This is a genomic window from Humidesulfovibrio sp. (genome assembly GCF_035560995.1).
Classification (GTDB): Bacteria; Desulfobacterota; Desulfovibrionia; order Desulfovibrionales; family Desulfovibrionaceae; genus Humidesulfovibrio.
This window is the reverse complement of sequence record NZ_DATMYK010000238.1, coordinates 1-3765: the sequence shown is the minus strand read 5'-3', so window position 1 is coordinate 3765 and position 3765 is coordinate 1. Positions and strand designations below refer to the sequence as shown.

Below are 3765 nucleotides of genomic sequence, written 5' to 3'. Positions count from 1 at the left end.
GCGCCGCCCTTCTTGCTCTGGCGCAGCAGGTCCTCAAGCTCGTCGAAGCCGGGACGGTCGTGGGCCGGAATGGCCCGGCGCGCGCTTTCAAGCGACATGGCCGGGGGCCAGCCCATGGCGAAGGCGTTCATGGCCGCCTTGACCACGTTCAGCTCGCTGGTGCTTTCCTCCACCATGGTGCCCATGATGGCGGCCAGCGGACCGGCGATGCCGTAGGACAAAAGCACGCCCAGAAAGGTGCCCACCAGCGCCGCGCCGATGGAGTGGCCCAGCACTTCTGGCGGCTCGGAGAGCTTGCCCATGGTGAGCACCACGCCCATGACCGCGGCCACGATGCCCAGCGCGGGAAAGGCGTCGGCCATGCGGTTCAGGTTGGTGGGGGCCTGCAGGGCATCGGCGTGGTGCGACTCGATGTCGATGTCCATCAGGGCCTCGAACTCGTGGGGCTCCATGCTGGCGGCCGTGTACGCCTTGAAGTTGTCGCAGATGAAGTCGAGCACGGCGTGGTTTTTGAGCACGCTGGGCCGGTTGGTGAAGATGGAGCTGCCGTCGGGCTTGTTCACGTGGGCTTCAAGGGCGATGACGCCTTCGCGCCGGGCCAGGGAAAGCAGGTCGAAAAGCACCAGCAGGATGTCCGTGTACTGGGCCTTGCCTTTGGGCTTTCCCGTCAGCAGGGCGACGAGGTTCTTGCCGATGGCCATGTTGACCTTGAGCGGCGAGCCCACCAGGAGCGAGCCTATGCCGGAGCCCATGATGATCAGCAGTTCAATGGGCTGCCAGAGCACGTGCAGGTTGCCGCCCTCCAGCAGATACCCGCCGATGACGCAGCCCATGACCACGACGAGGCCGATGATGACAAACATGTGTACCCCTTGGCGTCAGATCCAGGCCATGCTGGCGGGCTGGGCCGGCCTCCCTGTCCGGGCGGTCCGGACAGCCCGGGCAGGCCCTGGCGTCAGGCTTTTGGCCCGTTCTCCTGGTCCTTCTTCTTCGCTGTGACGTCGATCTCCTCCGGCTCGGTAAGCCCCCGCCGGAAATTGGCGATGGTCTTGCCGAGGCCGCTGCCCACCCCCGGCAGCTTGCCGGAGCCGAACAGCACCAGGCCGATGATGACGACGATGAGCAGTCCCGTAAGATTCATGCGCCACACCCCCTGGCGGTTGGCGGTCCGGGAGGGCTGCTCCACGGTCCGCAATGATGCAAAACGCGTACCTTGTGCGTATTTGCCGACAGGCGGGCTGCGTCCTTCCTGCGCATCGGCCATCTGAGCGTATCTCTTTAGCCGCCGACTTGGCAACCGTGCAGTCTCTTGACACCCTCCGAACGCCGGGCGTAAGGAAGTTGTTGCCGAATCCTGGGAATGTTTCCCGGGAGCGGGGGACCCACTCCCTCTGGGGCGCATCGCCGTTAAAGCGGCGTAGGACACCTTTCGGTCCGAGCCCGTCAGCTAACCTCGCAGGCGTCGAAGGGGAAGACCTCCGGTACAACGGGGCCATCCCCCGTATTCATTCGTACCGGAGGTATTTTCATGCCCGCCGTCTATCTGGCCGTGTTGCGGCCGCCTCGATCCGTGACGCTTCGCCATGCCCTTTTCCCGTGCCGCGCCGCCGCGCGCCTGGGGGAGTAACGCCATGGAGCGGAACGCCAAGCTTGGCCGCAAGGCCAAGGAACTCATCATCGGCAAGTCCTTGAGCCTGAAGGACACGTCCATCTTCCACAACCTGTCCCTGGTGGCCTTCTTCGCCTGGGTCGGCCTGGGCTCGGACGGCCTCTCGTCCTCGTGCTACGGCCCGGCGGAGGCTTACCTGGCCCTGGGCGAGCACACCTTTCTGGCCCTTTTCGTGGGCCTGGCCTCGGTGCTCACCATCTTCGTCATCAGCGCCAGCTACTCGCAGATCATCGAGCTGTTCCCCTCCGGCGGCGGCGGCTACGTGGTGGCCAGCAAGCTGCTTTCCCCAAGCCTCGGCATGGTGTCCGGCTGCGCGCTCATCGTGGACTACGTGCTCACCATCACCCTTTCGGTGGCCAGCGGGGCCGATGCGCTGTTCAGCTTCCTGCCCCTGGCCTGGGAAGCTTACAAGCTGCCCGTCGCGGTGCTGGGCGTCGTGCTGCTCATCGTGCTCAACCTGCGCGGGGTGAAGGAATCCGTCACTGCGCTGGTGCCCATCTTCCTGGTCTTTGTGCTCACCCACGCCCTGGCCATCCTGTATGGCTTGGGCACTCACCTGGGCAACCTGCCGGCCATCGTGGAACGCACCGCGGCCGACGCCGGCGCGGCGCACAGCCAGCTGGGGCTCTTCGGCATGGTGCTGCTCATCCTGCGGGCCTACAGCATGGGCGCCGGCACCTATACCGGCCTGGAGGCCGTGAGCAACGGCCTGGCAATACTGCGCGAACCCAAGGTGCACACGGGCAAACGCACCATGACCTACATGGCCGTGTCGCTCTCGGTGACGGTGATGGGCCTCATCCTGACGTACATTCTCTTTGGCGTGGCCGAGGTGAAGGGCAAGACCCTGAACGCCGTGCTGTTCGAAACCATCGCCCAGGGCTTCGGCGCGCCGGGCCAGGCCTTCGTGCTGGTCACCCTGCTTTCCGAGGCGGCGATTCTTTTCGTGGCCGCCCAGACGGGCTTCCTCGACGGTCCGCGCGTGCTGGCCAACATGGCCATGGACCGCTGGTTTCCAACGCGCTTCGCCATGCTCTCCGACCGTCTGGTAACCCAGAAGGGCATCCTGCTCATGGGCGTGGCGGCGCTCATCCTCATGCTCATCAGCCACGGCTCGGTGGAGTTGCTGATCGTGCTTTACTCCATCAACGTGTTCATCACCTTCGTGCTTTCCCAGCTGGGCATGGTGCGCCACTGGATTGAGGTGCGCGGCCGCGACCCGCACTGGAAAAAGGGCCTGGCCTTGAATGGACTGGGGCTCGTGCTGTGCAGCTTCATCCTCGTCACCGTCACGGCCATCAAGTTCTTCGAGGGCGGCTGGGCCACGCTGCTGGTCACCGGCGCGGTGGCGGGCCTGGCGCTCACCATCCGCCGCCACTACGACAAGACCTGGGGCATGCTCAAGAAGCTGGACGAACTTTTGCCCGTGGCCGAGGCCGACACCAAGCCCCTGTTCGAGTCCTCCGCCGTGTGTTCCGGGGAAGCCTGCGACCCCGGCGCCAAGACCGCCGTCCTTCTCGTCAACGGTTACAACGGCTTGGGGATGCACACACTCATGGGCATCCACAAGCTCTTCACCGGCGAGTTCCGGAACATCATCTTCGTGCAGGTGGGCATGGTGGATGCGGGCGTGTTCAAGGGCGCGGAGGAGATGGAGGCGCTCAAAACGCACATCCAGGCCGACCTGGACCGCTACGTGGACTTCGCGCGCAGGCGCGGCATCTATGCCGAGGGGGTGAGTTCCGTGGGCGTGGACGTCGTCGAGGAGGTCACGAAGCTGGCCCCGGAGATCCGCCGGCGCTTCCCCAGGGCCATCTTCTTCGGCGGGCAGCTGGTGTTCCCCAGCGACACCTTCTTCACGCGGCTTTTGCACAACCACATCGTGTTCGCCGTGCAGCGCCAGCTGTACCGGCAGGGAGTGGCCTTCGTCATCATGCCCATACGGCTTTAGCACTTCCCCATACGGATGGCCGCCCGCCCTCCTCCGAAGTGGACGAGGCGGCATTTCCCAGGCGCCGGGCCAATTTCACCGCGGGGGGCGGGGGAAGGGGCCCGGCGCCGTCACGTCGGGGCCTTCCTTGACACTTCCTTTACAC

At 65.3% G+C, this 3765-nt stretch carries 3 protein-coding genes and 1 riboswitch; of the genes, 1 reads left to right on the top strand and 2 read right to left on the bottom strand.

The annotated features are described in order from the left end of the window. Together motA and VN419_RS09340 are read right to left on the bottom strand one after the other, a co-directional pair. A partial coding sequence (gene motA, locus VN419_RS09345) for a flagellar motor stator protein MotA (RefSeq protein WP_325646804.1) occupies positions 1-863 on the bottom strand: 863 nt, incomplete at its 3' end. Between the two features lie 92 nt (positions 864-955). Continuing rightward, the gene (locus tag VN419_RS09340) at positions 956-1141 is read right to left on the bottom strand and encodes a twin-arginine translocase TatA/TatE family subunit (RefSeq protein WP_325646802.1); all 186 of its coding nucleotides are present in this window, start codon (positions 1139-1141) and stop codon (positions 956-958) included. A 194-nt stretch (positions 1142-1335) separates the two neighbouring features. Then, positions 1336-1477, top strand: a riboswitch (cyclic di-AMP (ydaO/yuaA leader). 154 nt (positions 1478-1631) lie between these two features. On the opposite strand from VN419_RS09340, the gene VN419_RS09335 reads away from it, so the two are divergent. Then, positions 1632-3620: an APC family permease gene (locus VN419_RS09335; RefSeq protein WP_325646800.1), complete on the top strand. Its 1989-nt coding sequence runs from the start codon at positions 1632-1634 to the stop codon at positions 3618-3620. The last annotated feature ends 145 nt before the right edge of the window (positions 3621-3765 follow it).